Below are 19,547 nucleotides of genomic sequence, written 5' to 3' on the forward strand. Positions count from 1 at the left end.
TGGGAAATCAATTAAATAATATTCAGGGAATTTATGTTCAATAAAGATCGTTGGAACGAAATTCTGGAGGTAATGTCCAGTAATGTGGTACGCACCATTGCTACGGCTTTTGGTGTGGGCTGGGGTATCTTTATCCTCATTATATTATTGGCGGCCGGGAAAGGACTGGAGAATGGTATACGGCAGGACTTCAACGGAGTGGCCACCAACACCATGTTCATGTGGACCGAAACGACTTCCATGGCCTATGCCGGGCTACCTGAAGGGCGCACATTCAATTTTAAACTGAGCGATGTAGAACTGCTCCGTCAAAACATTCCGGAACTACGCATTATATCCCCGCGAAACAGCATACGTCTGGAGGAAGGAGATAATGTAGTACGGGGAACGGAGACCGGGAGGTATCGGGTCTTTGGTGATTACCCAGAAATTATCGAGCAAAATCCCATGTACGTTGCCCACGGGCGTTTCTTTAACCATAATGACATTAAGGAAAAAAGAAAGGTCGTGGTTATAGGAAATCGTATTCGGGATGAACTTTATGAGGAGGATGAAGAAGTGCTGGGTACCTATCTTAAAATCAGTGGCATCAATTTTATGGTCGTTGGCACCTACAAGGAAAAAACGAGCAACGGGGGAGGCGAGAACAGTGAACGCCAGATTTTTATGCCATTTACAACTTTTTCCCAAGCATTCAACCGTGCGGATAATGTGGGGTGGATGGCCATAACGGCCAAAGACGGTAGCTCTATCAGTAATCTCACCGAGAAAATCGTGAATACCGTAAAACAAAGTCGAAAGGTACATCCCAAAGATGAACGGGCCATTGGTTTTTTTGATCTGTACGAACAGTTCAATCGGGTGCAGAGTTTGTTCGGTGCCCTGAGGTTTGTGGCGTATTTCGTTGGAATTTTGGTATTGATATCGGGAATTATCGGGGTCAGTAACATTATGTTGATCGTCATCAAGGAACGGACCAAGGAAATTGGAATTAGACGCGCTTTAGGGGAGAATCCATGGTCCATACGTTTGCAAATACTGATGGAATCGGTTTTTTTGACCATTATGTCAGGAATGATAGGGATTATTTTTGGGGCGCTCAGTATTTATGGCATAAATATTTTGTTGGACTCCGTGGGACCTGTGGATATGTTCTTAAACCCAAGTGTTAGTTTAGGCGTGGTGGTAAGTGCCTTATTGATTTTGGTAGTATCGGGATTGTTGGCGGGTTTTTTACCGGCCAATAGTGCCATTAAGGTAAGGCCCATAGAAGCATTAAGGACGGAATAATTAAAATGAACAAAAAGTTAAAACTGATTTTAGGAATTTTAGCGGTTATTCTATTTGTAATAATCAGGCTTTCCTGTAATCATCAATCATAAATAATACAAAACCAATCAAAATGAAGAAATCGGTCACAATTAGTATACTTGCTTTAATCGTGGTATTGTTTGGTGGTGCCATGTACTACCTTTATCAAAAGAATTCAGAAGATCCTGTGGTATATGAAACGGATACCCCTTCCAAGCAAACGATCGTTAGGAAAACGATGGCCACAGGGAGTATACTTCCTTTGGAAGAAGTACTTATAAAACCAAATATCTCCGGCGTAATCGAGGAAGTATATGTGGAAGGTGGCGATTATGTTAAGACAGGCGATTTGTTGGCCAAAATAAAGGTAGTGCCCAATTTAAGTGCGGTAAACGACGCCCGCGATGCCATCGATAGGGCAAAAATAGACTTGGACGATCAGCGAAGAAATCTGGACAGACAACGAACATTGTTCGAAAAAGGCGTAGTTTCTAAAACCGACTTGGAACGTGCGGAGGTGGCACATGACCAGGCTAAACAAACCTACAATGCGGCCATGAAACGGCTGGACATCATCAAAACGGGTACCGCCAGCGGATATGGGAACGAGGCAAATACCTTAATTCGGTCTACCGTTACGGGAATGGTGTTGGACGTACCCGTTGAGAAAGGGAATCAGGTCATTGAGAGCAACAATTTTAACGAAGGAACCACGATTGCCGCGATTGCCGATGTGGAGAAAATGATTTTTGAAGGAAAGGTCGATGAATCCGAAGTAGGAAAGATTAAAGAAGACCTTCCCTTGGAAATTACGGTGGGCGCTATTGAAAACCAAGTGTTCGATGCTGTTTTGGATTACATAGCACCAAAAGGCAAGGAGGAGAACGGGGCCATCCAATTTGAAATTAAAGGCACCTTGAACAAGCAGGATACTACCTTTATAAGAGCGGGTCTAAGCGCAAACGCCTCTATTATTTTGGCCAGGGCAGATAGTGTTTTGGCGATCAAGGAGGCCTTGGTCCAGTTTGATAATAAGACCAAGAATCCTTTTGTAGAAATTGCTACGGGTGAACAACAGTTTGAACGAAGGGATATTGAATTGGGGATCAGTGACGGTATTTACGTGGAGGTGAAGTCCGGTATCACCGAGGATGCCAAAATCAAGGTCTGGAACGAAATAGAAAAGGATGAACTGGCACAAAACTAAATAATGGGGAGATATTTTATTTTTTCCTGTAACAAAATCAGCGAACGTAAGTCTAACCAGTAGATCTTACTAGATTAAAGGTCTAAAACCAAAACCAACATGATTGAAATTAAAAATCTTCATAAGTCCTATAAAATGGGCAAAAACTCCCTGCACGTACTCAAAGGAATCAATTTTTCAGTCGAAGAAGGAGAATTGGTCGCCATTATGGGATCGTCGGGTTCGGGAAAATCCACCTTGTTAAATATCCTTGGGATGTTGGACGAGTTGGACGAGGGTACCTACACCCTTGATGGTGTGCCCATCAAAAATTTGAACGAGACGAAAGCGGCCCAATACAGAAACAAGTTCTTGGGGTTTATCTTTCAGTCCTTCAACTTGATAAACTACAAAAGCGCTGCGGAGAATGTGGCCCTACCCCTGTATTACCAAAGGGTAGGAAGGAAGGAACGTCAGGAGAAAGCATTGAAATATCTGGAACAAGTAGGCCTTAAACAATGGGCGACGCACTTGCCAAGCGAGCTTTCTGGTGGACAGAAACAGCGCGTGGCCATTGCCAGGGCCATGGCCGCGGAACCAAAGGTGCTTTTGGCGGATGAGCCCACAGGAGCTTTGGATAGTAAGACTTCTTATGAAGTAATGGACCTTATCCAGAAAATCAACGATCAGGGCAATACCATTTTGGTGGTGACCCATGAGGAGGATATCGCCCATATGTGCAAACGAATCGTGCATCTAAAGGACGGTGTCATCGTAGAGGATAAAAAGGTGGAACAGGTAAGGGCCGAACAATATGTTTAGTAGGGACAACTGGAAGGAAATATTCGAGACCATTCAGAAAAACAAGTTAAGGACCTTCCTTTCCGGGTTTACTGTGGCCTTGGGTATCTTGATATTCGTTGTTCTTTATGGTTTTGGAAACGGACTTATAAACACCTTCAACGAATTTTTTGAGGATGATGCCACGAACACATTTTTTGTGTTTCCGGGTAGAACTTCAAAACCCTACAAAGGATATAAATCCAACAGGCAAATAGAGTTCGATAATACCGATTTAGCCAATATTGAGGAGTCTTTCCCGCTGTTTTTGGAATATATTTCACCCAGGGTGGATCGTAGCGGTATGGTAAAATATAAAAACGAATCGAACAATTACACGACCCGGGGTGTGAGTGATGCTTACCAGTTTGCGGAAAAGACCGTCATAATGAAAGGTAGGTACCTCAATCGAGTGGACATAGAGGAAAAGGCCAAATACGCAGTGATAGGAAGGTTGGTGGAGCAAGATTTGTTCAAAAATGAAAATGCGCTAGGAAAATATATTGATATTACGGGGAGTGCCTTTAAGGTAATAGGGGTTTTTCAGGATGAAGCTGGGGACGATGAGGAACGAAGGATATACATACCTTATACTACAAGACAATTGATAGAAAAAAATACAGATAAGGTAGACCAAATCGTGATTGGCTTCAAAACCGAAATAGGATATGCCGGGGCCATGACTTTTGAGCGAAAGTTAGGCGACTTTTTGAGGGAGAAAAAATTCATTGACCCAAACGATGAAAGAGGTTTCTTTATCAGAAATGTTGCGGATCAGTTGAAGCAGAACCAACAATTTGCCGGGGTATTGCAAATCATCGTTGCATTTGTGGCATTTGGGACTATCATTGCCGGGATAATTGGAATCAGTAACATTATGGTGTTTGTGGTCAAGGAACGCACCAAGGAAATAGGTATTCGTAAGGCCTTGGGCGCAACCCCTAGATCCGTTATAAGTACTATACTTTTGGAGTCGGTTTTCATTACTACCATTTCGGGTATTTTCGGGATGATTGTAGGGGTGGCCATGTTAAGTTCCTTGGGGGATACCCTGGAGGATTATTTCATTACAAATCCATTCATTAATATGGGAACCGCGATATTTTCGACCATTGTCCTGATTTTCTTTGGAGGTTTGGCCGGATATATACCCGCTAGAAGGGCGGCAAGAATAAAACCAATTGTGGCACTAAGGGACGAATAATATGAAGTTTATTTTCGACAGAAATACGTGGCAAGAGATATTCGGTTCTATCAGTAAGAACAAGACCAGGACCATCATTACCATTATTGGGGTTCTATGGGGCATATTTATCTATATAGCCTTGTCAGGAGCCGCCAAAGGAATGGACAATGGTTTTGAAAAGGTATTTGAAAGTGTTTCCATGAACAGTATGTTCGTATGGGGACAGAATACAAGTATGCCCTACGAAGGATTTAAAACGGGCAGGCCCATGCAATTGAAATTGGGTGACGCGGCCATGTTGGAAAATAGAATACCGGAAATCAATTATATAGCACCCAGGATCAATTTGGGCAATTTTGGAACGGAACCCGTATTTACGGTCAGAGGTCAAAAATCGGGAACGTATCCGGTAAATGGCGACTATCCCATCTATACCAAAATTGCCACCAAACAGATTTTTGATGGTGGTAGGTTTATTAATGACGAGGACATCGCCCAGGCCAGAAAGGTCTGTGTAATAGGGGAAAGAAATGTACAGGAGCTTTTTGATAAGGATGAGGAGCCCATTGGTCAGTACATAAGAATCGGGGACGTGTATTTTCAGGTTGTAGGGATACATAAACTTTCTCAAGGCGTAAGCTTTGATAGCGATGCTGCGATTTTTATTCCTTTTACAACCTTCAGAAAACTTTACAATACCGGGGAAAATGTGGATTATTTCTGTATAGCGGCCTACGATGATGTGGATGTGGTTCAAGTGGAGAAGGATGTTAAGGCCTTGCTTAGAAATATCCATCGGGTAAATCCAGAGGATGAAAGGGCCTTTGGTTCCTTTAATTTGGGTGAAGCCTTTGCAAGGGTGTCCGGGTTTGCCAAGGGCATGACCTTTTTGAGCTTGGTTGTTGGTTTGGCAACGATTCTTGCGGGTGTTATCGGTATCGGAAATATATTATTGATATCCGTAAAGGAGCGGACCAAGGAATTGGGGGTGAGGCGAGCCTTGGGTGCGACGCCTGCCGAAGTCAGAAACCAGATTATTCTCGAATCCGTTTTTCTAACTATGATAGCCGGAATTATGGGAATCATACTGGGCGCAGGTGTATTGTCCATCATAAACAACCTTACCAAGGATTTGGATTTTCCATATACAAATCCAACAGTACCCATCCCTTATGTGCTTGGGGCACTGTTGATCATGGTAATCCTTGGTACCTTGATCGGATTGATACCGGCGCAACGGGCAGTAAGTATAAAACCAATAGATGCATTAAGAGAAGAATAACAACCATTTAAATAAACACTTAAAAATGAACAAAATCGTAAAATATATTTTAATAGGAGTTTTGGTGCTGGGAGCACTTTGGGCCGCGGTGTTCTTTATTAAATCGAATAGCAAATCTGCCATTACCTATGATACCAGCCAACCTTTTATTTCCAGTATTGAGAAAAAGACGGTGGCTACCGGAAAGGTTGTTCCGGAAGAGGAAATTGAAATAAAACCGCAAATATCAGGGATTATCGAGAAAATATACCTGGAAGAAGGAGCCAAGGTAAAGGCCGGCGATTTGATTGCCTTAATAAAGGTCGTTCCTAACGAACAAGCCCTGTTCCAAGCACGTGGCAGGGTAAACAATGCGAAGGTTGCTTTGGGCAACGCAGAACTCGATTTTAACAGAAACAAGACCTTGTTCGATAAAGGTGTGGTTTCCGCACAGGATTTCCAGAACATCCAGTTGACTTATGACCAGGCAAAACTGGAACTTGAAAATGCGCAAAACGATTATCAGATAATCCTTCGTGGTTCTGCAGGTGGATCATCCACCGCCAATACCAATATTAGGGCTACCGTGGACGGTACTATTTTGGAAATTCCCGTGGAAGAAGGAGATCAGGTTATCCAAAGTAACAATTTTAATGATGGAACAACCATTGCATCGATTGCAGATCTGGGCAAGATGATTTTTGAAGGAAAGGTAGATGAAGGAGAAGTTGGAAAATTGCAAGTTGGGACACCTTTGAAGATAAGTTTGGGAGCCGTTGAGGATGTTGAGTTGGATGCTAAATTGAAGTTTATAGCACCAAAGGGTGTTGAGGAGACAGGTGCCGTACAGTTTAAGATAGAAGGCGATGTAGAGGAGAAAGACGATGTCTTTATCCGTGCAGGGTACAGTGCCAATGCTTCCATCGTACTGGAGAAAAAGGATAGTATTTTGGTAATTCCAGAGGCGGTTTTACAATTTGACAAGGAAACCGATAAACCTTATGTAGAGGTAGCGGTAGGCTCCGCCGAAGAGCAAAAATTCGAGCGAAGGGATATAGAAACCGGTATTTCAGATGGGGTGAATGTGGAGGTGATATCCGGATTGACCAAGGATGACAATGTAAAACACTGGAACAAAACAGAGCCTATCAAGAAAGGTGAGGAAGAAACAGAAACAGAATAATCATCATCAATCAAAATAAAAATCAAAAAATGAAGTATACGATAACCACACTACTACTGCTTTTGGTAGCAGGTACTTCCATGGCTCAAAACAAAAAATGGACCTTGGAAGAATGTGTCACCTATGCAGTGGAAAATAACTTATCCGTTGAGCAGTTTGAACTGGATTTGGAGAATGCGAAAATCAATGAAAAGGATGCTTTTGGAAATTTTCTGCCAAACCTAAATGCCAATACCTCTTTTTCAAGTAACACTGGTTTCTCTATTAATCCAACAACCAACTTACCGACAAATAGCACTCAAAATAACGTAAATGCCGGTATCACAACGGGTGTAAATCTATTTAATGGTATGAGGGACGTGCATCAAATGAACAGATCTAAATTGAATACCATTGCCAATCAGTATCGATTGGAAGATTTAAAGGACGACATTCGATTAAATGTTGCAAATAACTACTTGCAGGTAATTTCGAACAAAGAAAGTCTTAAGGTAGCCCAGGCTCAATATGCGGTAACAGAGCAAGATTTAAAACGTACCAAAGAATTGGTGGAATCTGGCGTAGTGCCTATGGGAGATCTCTTGGATATTGAGGCCACTGCGGCCAATCAGCAGCAACAAATTGTAAATGCTGAAGGACAAGTGTTGATATCCAAAATTGCCTTGGCACAATTAATGCAAATCACGGATTACGAAAATTTTGATACGGCCGATGAGTCGTATGAAGTACCCCCTTCAGAAATATTAGCGAATTCACCAAGTAGCATCTTTGCAAAAGCCTTGGAATTTAGGAATGATATTAAATTCTCCAAAGCAAATGTAGAAGTAGCTGAAAAAGACCTTCAAATTCGGAAAGGTGCTTTATTGCCCACTATAGACGCATTTGCCAATTATGGAACTAGATATTCAGATGTTGCTCAATTACCCGTTGCCGGTCTTCCACCTGGATCCCCACCCGAATTCTTTACGCCCAATTTCACGGATCAGTTGTGGATATTCGATGGCGTTTCCTACGGTGTACAGCTGAGCGTTCCTATTTTCAATGGATTTAGCACTAGGAATAATATTAATAGGGCGAAAATAGATGTGGAGCGTGCAAAGTTGCAATTTGAACAGGATAAGTTAGATCTTGAAAATACGGTTAACCAAGCCTACGTTGCGGTGAAAACTTCCGCAAAGGCATATGAGGCTGCTGAGAAAACCCTAGAGGCAAGAAGATTGGCCTTTGAATACGCCAAGGAGCGTTTTGAAGTAGGTCTTATGAATTCCTTCGATTATAGTCAGGCGCAGGCCCGCGTGGACAATGCCGAAGCCGATGTTATACGGACCAAATATGACTATATTTTCAGGATTAAGATATTGGAATTTTATTTTGGGCTCCCAGTTGTCTTGAACTAGTAGACTGACCCATCATAAAAAAACCTGTAATATTGAATTGCAGGTTTTTTTATGGTTATTATCTACCTTTGGCAAATGGCATTGATTTTAAACTTGGAAACGGCTACTACCAACTGTTCCGTGTGTTTGTCCTTAAACGGTGAAATGGTTTCCATAAAGGAAAACAACACACCAAGCTACTCCCATGCGGAACAATTACATGTTTTCATTAAAGAAAGCATGGATGAGTCCGGATACGAAATGAGTGATTTGGATGCCGTTGCCGTGAGTATGGGTCCTGGTTCCTATACAGGCCTTAGAATTGGTGTTTCAGCGGCCAAGGGGCTTTGTTTTGCCCTTGATATTCCCCTGATTTCCATTGCAACCTTAAAAAGCTTGGCTGGCCAACTGGATGTATCCAAGGGGGATTGTATCGTCCCGGTTTTGGATGCCAGAAGAATGGAGGTCTATTCAGTAGTATTCGATGCGGATTTGAACCAAATAAGGGACACACAGGCTGAAATTGTAGATTTGGAATCCTTCCAAGACTATCTTTCAAAAAGTAAAATCCATTTTATTGGTTCCGGTGCTGAAAAAATAAAGCAAACACTACCCAATGTCAATGCCGAATTTTATATGGATGCTGTTCCATCAGCTAAGGAAATGGCAAAACTAACTTATGAAAAGTATAAGAAATTTGAATTTGAGGACGTTGCGTATTTTGAACCCTATTATTTAAAGGATTTTTTGACAACATCGACTAAAAAACAATAAAAATACCGTTTTAAAGTTCTGGTTTTAAATCACTTTTAAGGGTATTGAAAAATTGAATCAATTGAATGGCATCCTTTTGATTTCTAAGATTTAGTTCCTGTGTCGAAATATAATCTTTCAAAGTTTTTTCGTATTGCCCTAGCGCCTTTATTATAGCTCTTTTGGATAGATTTATGCATTCTGCCGGATTATTCCCGAATTTAAGGTAGTAAGAAGAAACATCCTCGTATTTAGGTGGGGAGAAACTATCGTAGCCGTTATCAGGGTTTTCAGCTTGTAAAAATACCTTTTTTGGCCTAAATAAAAGTTTGACGTCACCACTGTTCAAAGTATTGAAATAGGCCATTTTCGTTTTCTCACCTTCCATATATTCATCTACTTCATATATCAAATTATCAAAGGTGACCTTTATATTATTTTGTCGAAAAAGTTTTCTTGGCTTACCATTTTCATTTAGAATTTCAATTGCCTCGTTTACCGCATCGAATCGCATTAAGGCCTCTGATCTCACAACGCCGTTAATGTAAATTTTTCCGTTTTTATATATATCATTTATGTAGGCGCTACCTTCAATAGGTACTTCCCTGTAAACAATACCCACTTGAACATCAGTAGTAATACCATCACCATTACCAATCACCTGTCCATATCCTAAGGACAAAAAAAACATAAATAAAAAATATAACTTATTCATTTTAAGAAAGATAGTTAATTATTTTTCAAGTATCAACTTTTTGTCCTGTTTCTAAAATTCCTTAAAATAGATTTAGATGGTTTATGAAGAGGTTCCGTGAACAACCCTTTGTGGAAATGGAATTTCTATACCTTCCGCATCGAACCGGTGTTTTATTTCTTCCATCACATGGAAATGTGCCTTCCAGAAAACGTCATTATTGGCCCAGAAACGGAGTGTTAAATTGACAGAACTATCAGCTAGTTCCCCAACGTATACTTCAGGTGCGGGATCTTTTAAAATCGTATCGGTTTCTATACAAATTGCCAAAAGTATATCCTTGGCTTTTTTGATGTTGGAACCATAACCAATACCTACGTCTATTTTGTCCCTTCGGGTGTCCTCGGCATTATAATTTATGATGTTGTTGTTCGATAATTGACCGTTTGGCACAATTGCAACCTGGTTTCCAAAAGTCTTTAGCTTGGTAGTAAAAATCGATATCTCCTTCACCGTGCCATCAACTCCTTGTGCGGAAATAAAGTCCCCCACTTTAAAGGGCTTGAACAACAAGATAAGTACTCCACCTGCAAAATTGGCAAGGGACCCTTGTAGTGCAAGACCAATGGCCAAACCGGCAGCACCAATGATGGCGACCAAAGATGAGGATTGCACACCGAGTTGGGTGATAATCACTACAAAAAGTAGAATCTTTAGGGCAATGGATATTAAACTCTGAAGAAAAGATTCCAGAGATTGATCATAATCTTTTTTTGCAAAAAATTTGCGGACCATCTTGTTCGTAAATCGTATCGCATAGATTCCTACAAACAAGAGAATGATGGCGGCAATCAAATTGGGGAGTGCGTCCCAGAACCATTTTATAGCATTATCCAGATGTTCTTGATAGTTGGTGAATTGTTCCATAGTTGTTTTAAATAGTTTTGGCGACAACTTAAAAATTTGGAACAGTCCAATCAAAATTATTTCATTAAACTAATGTTAAGGCGGTTGGTTTTAAACCAGACGAGTCAAAGGTTGTTCTTTTTGAGTCAAATGCAATTCTGAAAGTGGAAATTTTGAACAGTCTTTTTATTCACAGAGATTCGATGATTGTCAATTATAAACAAAAAGAGGCTGTCTAAAATGTCTTATTTGGGATAGTTATCAGGTTGGGCATCGAAACCGATTTTTTATTATCAGTATGTTATAATAATTCGACACCCTCAATATGACATTCAGAACTACTTTTTAAACAGCCTCTTCAATATCGGTCAAATGCAAAAAACTTATTGCACCTCAAAGGTGATCTTTACATTTACCCTGTAGGTTACCATTTTTCCATCCTCTACGGTTGCACTTTGTTCGTTAATATATACCGAACGAATGTTCTTAACCGATTTTGAGGCTTGGGCCACTGCATTTTTTGCGGCGTCTTCCCAACTTTTATCGGAATTAGCCAATACTTCTATAACTTTTAAAACTGCCATAATTAGTGTTTTTTAGATCTCCTTGAAGTTACGGAATCTAAGTTGGAAATACGACTAATACGGGCATTATTTACCCGTTCAAGGCGACAACCTCGTTGACCCTATCGCCCATCATGTTTTTCAACATGGTCTCGATGCCGTTTTTCAGGGTATAGGTCGAGGATGGGCAACCGCTGCAGGCTCCTTGTAAAATAACGTTTACGGTACGGCTGTTGGGCTCATAGGACTTGAACAAGATATTCCCTCCGTCACTGGCAACTGCAGGTTTTACATATTCCTCCAAAATATCGATGATTTCCAACGAGGTATCGTCCAATTCATCTTTTATGATATTTTGGGTAGAGTCCGTTGCTTGCTTTCCTTGTATGGGTTCAGCATTTGTGGTTACAATATCCCTGCCTTCCGCTATAAAGTTTCTAATAAGTTCCCTTAGCTCTATTGTTATATCGTCCCATTCGGCAACTTCGTATTTGGTCACGGATACATAGTTGTCATCGATAAAAACTTGTTTTACAAATGGAAATTGAAACAACTGTGTGGCCAAAGGAGAGTGTTTAGCTTCATCTATATTCTTGAACTCGAACAAAGAACCTACGATCTTTTTACTGGCCACAAATTTCATGGTTGCGGGATTCGGAGTAACCTCAGCGTACACGGTCACGGCAATGGGCTTATCGGTTTCGGCTTCAATTACTACGGGCTCCCCGGCATTTAGGTATTCCACTAACTGCTGTGCCACTTCGTCCTTAACATCCTCCCAATCGACAATATCGTACCGTTCCATACCAACGAAATTTCCTGAAATGTATACCGTTTTGATAAAGGGTAGGTAAAAAAGTTGTTGTGCCAATGGGGAATTTTTGGCCTCGTCTATATTTTTGAATTCATAGTTTTGCCGTTTGACCAACATGTGGTTGGATTCAAACTTCAATATGGCAGGATTCTTGGTTTTTACGACCGTTATATTGTACTCTTTCATGTGTTCCAATTTTATAATACGTTTAAATGGATGTCAATAATCTGATAATTAGTAATTACCTTTTGTTATAGTATTTAGCTAACCATACCAAATCCCTCGATGCGGGTTTCAAAAATACGAAGGAATTCTAAGTTTATACCTACATAATAATGTACTGTTTGTACCGTTAACCATTATATTTAGTGTCATGTACACTTTTACCCCAAATTCTTGACATGAGATGTAAATTGTTCCTGTTGTTCTCCTTCCTATTATTTGGATTAAAATCCAATGGTCAAGAAGGGATTCCCGTATATTTTGATTATTTGGCGGATAATTATTATCTGGTATTTCCATCCATGGCGGGTTTTACGGAATGCGGCCAAATCAGGGCTACGGCGAGACAGCAATGGTTTGATGTGGATGATGCCCCAAACTTACAGACCTTAAACGGGCACTTTAGGTTGGGAGACTCCCCCAGCGGTTTAGGGGCCATCATTTTTAACGATGCCAATGGCTACCATTCCCAAACTGGATTCAAAGGAACCTACGCCCATCATTTGCGCATGGGTGGTGACGATGTGCGGGTCTTGAACCAGCTTTCCTTTGGTTTGAGTGGAACGGTGCTTCAAAGTAGTTTGGATGAAACGGAATTTCGTTCCGTAGCATTTGATCCTGCTATTTCAGGGATTAAGCTCAATGAGACCTATTTCAATGTGGATTTTGGAATGTCCTATGCCTATCAGGAGTTTTATACGCATTTTGCCGTATTGAATGCACTTTCTACGAGGCGAAACTTATATAGGATAAATCGAGCTGATGACCCGGATAATTTAACGGTTCCCAGGGTGGATAATCTTAGGAGATATCTCATTTCGGCTGGATATGTATTTGGCAGAAGCGAATGGCAATTTGAACCCTCCGTGCTTTTTCAATTGACGGATTTCACCAAGGAAAAGACCGTGGACATTAATGCGAAGCTTTACAAGGATGTTGATTTTGGTCGGATTTGGGGCGGTGTTTCCTACAGAAGGAGTTTTGATGGTGCACAGTTTCAAACGGCAACCAGTTTTGGGGAGCAACGCCTTCAATTGATTACGCCAATCGTGGGGGCAAATTTCAATAAATTTATGATCTCCTATAATTACTCGTACCAGATGGGCGATATACGTTTTGATAATGGGGGCTTTCACCAGATAACCTTAGGTTTCGATTTTTGCAAGCCCGAAAAAAGGTACGATTGTTACTGTCCCGCCGCGAATTAAAAAAGGGCCTTTTACCTTCGTAAAAGACCCGAATAAATCCGATTTTCGTTTAAGCTAATCCCATGTGTAGTTCTTTTGGGCCGCTTGTTTCTTGATAGCCTTGAGCATAGCACTTTCCAGTTCCCCTTGGGTGTTTTCCTTTTGATTTTCGCGGATATAACGTTCCCTTTTACTATTTAGTTCCGCAATTTCGGCCTGTATACGTTCCCTTTCCTTGCGTTTTTCATCAACGTAGGATATAATTTCTTCATCTGATTTTCCTTTTAGTTCCTCGGGCAAGCTTTTTCGGTCCATTTCCTTTAATTCAAAATCTGCATCGGCCGATGCATCCACCAAATCCCATGATTTATTATTGTAAAGTCGGGAGCTTTTGCTAACGGCTCGCTTGATCGCTACACCGTATCCTACACTCATGGCGTTTTCATCCTGTAAGGCTTGGTTTTCCTCATATTCGCCGGCCATGGCACCGTATGAAATATACGTTTTGTTCAATCTTGAATTCAATTTGATGATGATGTCGTCGTACGGTGTGTTGATATGGACTATTTCCCTATTATGGTCTATGGCCATATATTCTCCACCTGTCAGTTGGGCCCCTTTTTTCCATTCCGTTTCAATGCCCTGTTCGTAGTTTCCACAAAATATGGTGTTTACGATAACATCATGCTCTTTGGCATTGGTTAGGGCATCCTTGTAATGGAGTCTTCCTTGGGTAAAGGGTTCGTTGCCAGCAATGAATATCATTCTCAGGTTATCAGGGTCTTTGCCCCATTCCAATTGTTTTAAGGAGGTTTGGATAACCTCGCCACAATATTCCTCGCCTCCATTGGTGGTTAATGAAAATAGTTTTTCTGATATCTCGTCCAGGTCACTGCTAAAATTCAGTACTTGCTGTATGTAACCTTCCCTATAGGAAAGCGCGTCATTGCCATATTGGTACAAAGCGATTTCAAGTTCCGGTCTGGTTTCATTTCCGCACTTGGCCCTAGTGAATTCGTTGACGATGTCCCATAATTGGGATTTCGCCTGGTTTATCAATCCGTCCATACTGTTACTGGTATCCAATAAAAGGGCAATCTTAACCGTCCGCTTGTTTGATTTTTTTAGAGGTTCGACCCTTTCCGCCAAAAGGATCTGTTTTTCCTTTTTCGGTTTGTTTTTACATCCGTAGCTTACCGTCATGGATAGTACCGTAAAACCTAGGGCCAATATTTTTTGATATTTTTTCATACGTTTTAAATTAAATTAAAAGCTTGATTTTTAAATAGTTTCTTTTGTTGAGGTATTAACTTACTATATCAAATCCCTCAATGAGGGTTTCATCGTTTTATTGATTTGATTATGCTGTAAACCTAGATTGAAACTTTTTGTATACATAACCGTTTTTAGGGAACGTGCCTTTTGGATGAGGTAACCAATCCTTTCCTTTAGTAACGTGGGAAAGCAGGGTGGAAATTCAGGTAATTACCTAAAATCCACATTTTTTAGTGTGCTAGGAATCATCTAAGTTTACAGTCATGTGATCAGTAAAAAAATAGATGCGGGCATCCCTTTTACATATAATCATTCCGTTTCTTTTCGTGAGCGTTTTGGGCTTGGCCCAAAACAACGGAACCCCAAAATTTGTGCTCAGGGGCTTGGTGGAATCCCAAAATTCCCATAAACCCATTCAGGGTGTATCCGTATCCACAAGCTCCGGGCAGTTTACGTATACCAATGGTCTTGGGGAATTCAGGATTTCCGTATCCATTGGTGAGCGGTTGATTTTGGAACATCCCAGTTTTGAGACTGTTAGGCATCGAGTGACTAGCAGGGATGATATCAAACTAGAGGTAGTTGAAGAAAGTAAAAAGGATAATGCCCTAAGTAGGTCCTCAATATCCAGAAATAGGGTCCTGAGCAACCAGTCCTTTTTGGATTCCGCGGAATTCTATAAAAAAACGGATATTGCCAAAAGTATAGATTTTGTGGCCCAAAGCTTGGAGGTTTTGGGCACCGATGGCGATAAGGACCAACTGGCAAAATCCCTGACCAAATTGGGGGAAATCTATTTACATCATAAACAATATGATTTGGCTATCGATAATTTTGAGGACGCCTTAAAGGCCAATAAAACCATAGCCACGTCCTTGATGTTGGCAAGGACCTATGAAATCACCGATCAATTTGATGCGGCCGAAGCAGTGTTGAAACCGCTTGAGAGACTCAAAAATATGGTTCCCTATCAGCGTGTGGAACTCTATGAGATCTTTGGGGATATTAAGAAAGGAACCGGCAATATTCCATTGGCGGTCGACTATTACAATGAGGGTTTAAAGGTGGCCTCCCAGAACCAGATTACCCCCAAGATGGCCGATTTAAATTCCAAAATCGCCGATGCCTATGCGCGGGATAATAAGGTAATGGAGGCCGAGGTCTATTATGGTAACTCCGTTGAGCTGGCCAGTAAAATGGCCCCAAAAAGGGTACTGCAGGAGCGTGAAAAAGTGGCTGATTTCTACAACAAAAGGAACGAGTATAAAGAGGAAATAGCCATCAGAAAGAATAGTTTGGAGGCCTTGGGCAAGCTGAACACCCCAGAAGTTGATGGCACAGAGGATTTGGGGGATACCATAACAAGCCAGCGCATCAATTACAAGATTGCGAACGCCTACATCGCGCAGGACAAATACGAGGAGGCGATACCCTATCTGAAGAAGAGTATCGTTCAGGCGGATTCGGATAACGACCTAGTCGTGCAAAAAGATGCCACGAGGAAACTATCCGAAGTATATGAATTCAAAGGCGAGTACAACAGGGCCCTAGAAACCTATCAGGACTATGTGGCCCTTGTGGATACCTTGTACATACGGAAGGAACAGGAAATTTCCAGGGCGGCCCGGTTCAATAGGGAAATTGCCGTTACCCAGAGTAGGATTATCGGCTTGGAACAGGAGCGGGAACTGTCACAAAGTAAATATGAATTGGCCTTGACGGAACAGGAATTGGCCGAGGAAAGTTACAAGCGGCAACGATACATTATTTATTCCCTGATATTCGGATTATTGCTTACTGGTTTGGCGGCGTTCTTTTTTTACCGGAGCAACCAACAACAAAAGTTTGCCAACAATCTACTGGCCTTAAAATCCTTACGGTCCCAGATGAACCCGCATTTTATCTTCAACGCCTTGAATTCCGTCAACAATTATATTTCCAAGAGCGATGAGCGAAGTGCGAATCGGTATTTAAGCGATTTCTCAAGACTGATGCGGTCCGTGCTTGAGAATTCAGAGGAGGATTTTATTCCTTTGACCAAGGAGTTGGAACTTTTGGAACTGTATATAAAATTGGAACATTCACGCTTTCCGGATAAATTCGATTATGTACTTCAAGTCGATGAAAACCTGGATGTTTCCACGTTTCAGATTCCGCCCATGTTACTCCAGCCGTATATAGAAAATGCGATTTGGCACGGACTCAGGTATAAGGAAGAAAAGGGCCGATTGGAAGTGAAGGTCCAGGCAAAAAATGAAAAGGAATTGGAAATTTTGGTGTCCGATGATGGTATCGGCAGGACAAAATCAGCCGAACTTAAAACTGTCAACCAACGGAAGCAGAAATCCACGGGAATGGGAAATATAAAACAACGAATCGCCATTTTGAACGATATGTACGGCGATAAGGTGTCGGTTTCCATTTCCAATTTAAAAACGAACGGTGAGGGTACCCAAGTACTGTTTACCTTAAAGAAAGACAAATGACCTTAAACGCAATTTTAGTAGAGGACGAGGCCAATAGCAGGGAGATCCTTGGCAATTATATACATAAATATTGTCCGGATGTCAACCTTGTGGGCATGGCGGCCTCCATAAAGGAAGGTTTGGAACTGATCAAAAACAATGATTTGGACCTGGTCTTTTTGGATGTAGAAATGCCCTTTGGCAATGCCTTTGACCTTTTGGACCAAGTTCCGGACCGCAGTTTTGAGACCGTATTCGTGACGGCCTATGACCATTATGCCAAAGATGCCTTAAACCACCATGCGGCCTACTACCTTACCAAGCCTATAAATATTGATGAGCTGGTCAAGGCGGTGGACTATGTACAGGAAGTAAAAACCAAGGAAAATCGTTTGCAGGAAAAGGTGTTGAATACAAATGCTAAAAGTATCCAAGGAAAACTGACACTTCCCCAACAGGATGGTTTTCAGGTACTCAATGTGGAAGAAATCCTATATTGTAAGGCCGATGATAACTACACGGAAATCTATTTGGAAACTAAAAAGATCTTGGTGAGCAAAACACTCAAATATTTTGAGGATGCCTTGGTCGAATTCCATTTTGCAAGAATCCACAAATCCTATTTGGTCAATGTGACTGAAGTGGTGAAATATAAGAAGGGAAAGGGCGGTAGCGTGGTATTGTCAAATGGAAAGGAATTATTGGTCTCAGCCTCCAAAAAAAAGGATTTATTGTCCTATTTTGACTAAAATAAAAAGAAGACTATGATCAAAGAGGTTAATGGAAAACACCCAGAAATAGGAGAGGATTGTTTTATTGCCGAAAACGCGACGATCGTGGGCGATGTCACCATGGGAAATCAATGCAGCGTTTGGTTCAATGCCGTTATACGGGGAGATGTACATTTTATAAAAATCGGGGATAAGGTAAATGTGCAGGATGGAGCGGTCATTCATTGTACCTATCAAAAATCGCCAACAACTATCGGAAACAATGTTTCCATTGGGCATAACGCCATTGTACATGGCTGTACCATTAAGGATAATGTGCTGATCGGGATGGGAAGCATCGTCATGGACGATTGTGTTGTGGAGAGCAACTGTATCATTGCTGCTGGTGCCGTGGTGACGAAGGGGACACATATTTCATCCGGTAGTGTTTTTGCTGGGATGCCCGCAAAGAAGATCAAGGATATTAGTCCGGAGTTGAGCGCCGGGGAAATCAATAGAATCGCTGAAGCCTACATACTGTACTCCGGCTGGTTTAAGGAAAATAATTGACTTGATTGACCAACTGAATGTACCTTTAGACGATTATCATTACTTTTGCCCAACCTAAATTTAAAACGATGAACGCTTACATTTTTCCCGGACAGGGCGCACAGTTTGTGGGTATGGGATTGGATTTATACGAAAAGTATCCCGTCGCTAAAGATATGTTTCATGCCGCTAACGAAATACTTGGTTTTGAAATTACCGAAACCATGTTCCATGGAACTGCTGAAGGCTTGAAGGAAACCAAGATCACACAGCCTGCTATTTTTCTGCATTCCGTTATTTTAAGCAAGGTGATGGGCAACATCTTTAAGCCCGATATGGTTGCGGGGCACTCCCTTGGGGAATTCAGTGCCTTAGTGGCCAACGGCACCCTTACTTTTGAGGACGGGCTTCAATTGGTATCTAAGCGGGCTTTGGCCATGCAACGGGCCTGTGAGATACAGCCCAGTACAATGGCCGCCGTGTTGGGATTGGACGATGCGACCGTTGAAAAAATCTGCACGGAAACACCGGGAATCGTGGTCGCTGCGAATTACAACTGCCCAGGGCAATTGGTTATTTCAGGGGAAGTGGAAGCTGTGAACCGCGCTTGTGAAAAATTGAAGGAGGCTGGTGCCAGAAGGGCCCTTGTCCTGCCCGTGGGCGGAGCTTTTCATTCACCATTGATGGAACCTGCCAGGGAAGAGTTGGCAAGCGCCATAGAAGAAACCAATTTTGCCGCTCCAGGTTGCCCTATCTATCAGAATGTAACGACCACTGCGGTAAACGATGCCGATGAAATCAAAAAAAACCTGATTTCCCAACTGACGGCTCCCGTAAAGTGGACCCAAAGCGTGCAACAGATGATTGCCGATGGTGCAACGATCTTTACGGAAATCGGACCGGGAAAGGTACTTCAGGGATTGGTCAAGAAGATAGATGCTTCGGCAGAGACCCTATCCCCAGAGTTGGATTAGAACGCATTGACCTTAAAAAAGGTAGTTTATCAAGAAAATAGCTTTTTAATCTGTTAATTAAGGGTTTAGGAGCATTTTTTTGGTATTATTGG

At 41.6% G+C, this 19,547-nt stretch carries 18 protein-coding genes; 13 read left to right on the forward strand and 5 right to left on the reverse strand.

Features of this window, described 5'->3' with window-relative positions; translation table 11 throughout:
• Positions 1-33 precede the first annotated feature (33 nt).
• From PP181_RS05515 to tsaB, 8 genes are all read left to right on the forward strand, one after another.
• Positions 34-1,290, forward strand: coding sequence for an ABC transporter permease (locus tag PP181_RS05515; RefSeq protein WP_154917144.1), 1,257 nt, complete (start codon positions 34-36; stop codon positions 1,288-1,290).
• Between the two features lie 112 nt (positions 1,291-1,402).
• Positions 1,403-2,518, forward strand: coding sequence for an efflux RND transporter periplasmic adaptor subunit (locus PP181_RS05520; protein ID WP_154917143.1), 1,116 nt, complete (start codon positions 1,403-1,405; stop codon positions 2,516-2,518).
• Positions 2,519-2,617: 99 nt separating this feature from the next.
• Positions 2,618-3,319 carry an ABC transporter ATP-binding protein gene (locus tag PP181_RS05525; protein ID WP_138258750.1) on the forward strand — a complete coding sequence of 234 codons (702 nt, stop codon included), beginning with the start codon at positions 2,618-2,620 and terminating at the stop codon, positions 3,317-3,319.
• Positions 3,312-4,541, forward strand: coding sequence for an ABC transporter permease (locus PP181_RS05530; protein WP_272636286.1), 1,230 nt, complete (start codon positions 3,312-3,314; stop codon positions 4,539-4,541). Before PP181_RS05525 ends, PP181_RS05530 begins: the two co-directional genes overlap by 8 nt.
• Position 4,542: 1 nt before the next feature.
• The gene (locus PP181_RS05535) at positions 4,543-5,805 is read left to right on the forward strand and encodes an ABC transporter permease (RefSeq protein ID WP_154917142.1); all 1,263 of its coding nucleotides are present in this window, start codon (positions 4,543-4,545) and stop codon (positions 5,803-5,805) included.
• Between the two features lie 25 nt (positions 5,806-5,830).
• Positions 5,831-6,967 (forward strand): efflux RND transporter periplasmic adaptor subunit, encoded by a 1,137-nt coding sequence (locus PP181_RS05540; protein WP_272636287.1) that lies wholly within the window; start codon positions 5,831-5,833, stop codon positions 6,965-6,967.
• Between the two features lie 29 nt (positions 6,968-6,996).
• Entirely contained in the window at positions 6,997-8,364 is a 1,368-nt protein-coding gene (locus PP181_RS05545; protein WP_272636288.1) for a TolC family protein, read from the forward strand.
• A gap of 75 nt (positions 8,365-8,439) precedes the next feature.
• Entirely contained in the window at positions 8,440-9,117 is a 678-nt protein-coding gene (gene tsaB / locus PP181_RS05550; protein WP_272636289.1) for a tRNA (adenosine(37)-N6)-threonylcarbamoyltransferase complex dimerization subunit type 1 TsaB, read from the forward strand.
• A gap of 10 nt (positions 9,118-9,127) precedes the next feature.
• On the opposite strand, the gene PP181_RS05555 is transcribed toward tsaB, so the two are convergent.
• From PP181_RS05555 to PP181_RS05570, 4 genes are all read right to left on the reverse strand, one after another.
• On the reverse strand, positions 9,128-9,787 hold the full coding sequence (locus tag PP181_RS05555) for a hypothetical protein (protein ID WP_272636290.1): 660 nt from the start codon (positions 9,785-9,787) through the stop codon (positions 9,128-9,130).
• A 105-nt stretch (positions 9,788-9,892) separates the two neighbouring features.
• Complete coding sequence (locus PP181_RS05560) at positions 9,893-10,717, reverse strand: mechanosensitive ion channel family protein (RefSeq protein ID WP_272636291.1); 825 nt, start codon at positions 10,715-10,717, stop codon at positions 9,893-9,895.
• A gap of 362 nt (positions 10,718-11,079) precedes the next feature.
• Positions 11,080-11,280, reverse strand: coding sequence for a dodecin family protein (locus tag PP181_RS05565; protein WP_138258742.1), 201 nt, complete (start codon positions 11,278-11,280; stop codon positions 11,080-11,082).
• A 70-nt stretch (positions 11,281-11,350) separates the two neighbouring features.
• Positions 11,351-12,259 (reverse strand): NifU family protein, encoded by a 909-nt coding sequence (locus PP181_RS05570; RefSeq protein ID WP_272636292.1) that lies wholly within the window; start codon positions 12,257-12,259, stop codon positions 11,351-11,353.
• 215 nt (positions 12,260-12,474) lie between these two features.
• Here PP181_RS05570 and PP181_RS05575 point away from each other — a divergent pair, with 215 nt between their 5' ends.
• The gene (locus PP181_RS05575; RefSeq protein ID WP_272636293.1) at positions 12,475-13,503 is read left to right on the forward strand and encodes a PorP/SprF family type IX secretion system membrane protein; all 1,029 of its coding nucleotides are present in this window, start codon (positions 12,475-12,477) and stop codon (positions 13,501-13,503) included.
• Positions 13,504-13,557: 54 nt separating this feature from the next.
• Here the strand turns inward: PP181_RS05575 and PP181_RS05580 are convergent, their stop codons facing one another.
• Positions 13,558-14,733: a vWA domain-containing protein gene (locus tag PP181_RS05580; RefSeq protein WP_272636294.1), complete on the reverse strand. Its 1,176-nt coding sequence runs from the start codon at positions 14,731-14,733 to the stop codon at positions 13,558-13,560.
• A 308-nt stretch (positions 14,734-15,041) separates the two neighbouring features.
• Between PP181_RS05580 and PP181_RS05585 the strand changes: the two genes are divergently transcribed.
• The 4 genes from PP181_RS05585 (at position 15,042) to fabD (ending at position 19,455) form a co-directional block, all read left to right on the forward strand.
• Positions 15,042-17,243 (forward strand): histidine kinase, encoded by a 2,202-nt coding sequence (locus tag PP181_RS05585; RefSeq protein ID WP_272636295.1) that lies wholly within the window; start codon positions 15,042-15,044, stop codon positions 17,241-17,243.
• Positions 17,240-17,971, forward strand: a complete 732-nt coding sequence (locus PP181_RS05590) for a LytR/AlgR family response regulator transcription factor (protein ID WP_154917134.1) — start codon at positions 17,240-17,242, stop codon at positions 17,969-17,971. The genes PP181_RS05585 and PP181_RS05590 overlap by 4 nt, the downstream gene beginning before the upstream one ends.
• 15 nt (positions 17,972-17,986) lie before the next feature.
• Positions 17,987-18,502, forward strand: coding sequence for a gamma carbonic anhydrase family protein (locus tag PP181_RS05595; protein ID WP_272636296.1), 516 nt, complete (start codon positions 17,987-17,989; stop codon positions 18,500-18,502).
• A gap of 68 nt (positions 18,503-18,570) precedes the next feature.
• A complete protein-coding gene (gene fabD / locus PP181_RS05600; RefSeq protein ID WP_272636297.1) occupies positions 18,571-19,455 on the forward strand; it encodes an ACP S-malonyltransferase in 885 nt (294 codons plus the stop codon).
• Positions 19,456-19,547: the final 92 nt, after the last annotated feature.

It is taken from the genome of Maribacter sp. PR66, from assembly GCF_028464205.1.
Classification (GTDB): Bacteria; Bacteroidota; Bacteroidia; order Flavobacteriales; family Flavobacteriaceae; genus Maribacter; species Maribacter flavus.